Below are 443 nucleotides of genomic sequence, written 5' to 3'. Positions count from 1 at the left end.
GCTGGGGCGACGTCGGCGTCCATGCCGAGAAAGGCCACGTCGAGTCTCCCGTTGCCGAGGTCGCGCATGAACTCATTGCTTCCCCCGCCCCGCACGGTGAGGTCCACGTGGGGATGGCTGGCGTGGAAGGCCGCGATGATGTCGGGCACGCTGACGGCTGTGACCGTCGGGATGACACCTACCGATAGGCTTCCGCGGACCTGGCCCACGGCCTCGGCAGCGACCGCCACGGCACGGTCGGCGGCTGCGAGGCTGGCGCGTGCTTCCGTGAGGAAGGCTTCGCCGGCGGCGGTCAGCTCCACCCGACGGGATGAGCGCACGAACAGTGCCGTGCCGAGTTCCTGTTCGAGGGCCTTGATCTGGTGGCTCAGTGCTGATTGCACGACGAAGCAGCGTTCTGCTGCTCGCGTGAAGTTGCGCTCCTCGGCGATCGCCACGACGTA

1 protein-coding gene is annotated in these 443 nt (G+C 67.9%); it reads right to left on the bottom strand.

Translation table 11 applies throughout. The annotated features are described in order from the left end of the window. Nucleotides 1-443, bottom strand: a 443-nt coding sequence (locus QP996_RS11785) for a LysR family transcriptional regulator (RefSeq protein ID WP_284872818.1), incomplete at both ends; no start/stop codon positions are given.

Source organism: Corynebacterium sp. MSK008 (genome assembly GCF_030232585.1).
In the GTDB taxonomy this organism is placed as follows: Bacteria; Actinomycetota; Actinomycetes; order Mycobacteriales; family Mycobacteriaceae; genus Corynebacterium.
Note: the sequence above shows the minus strand (reverse complement) of the source record. Positions and strands in the feature narration are given on the sequence as shown.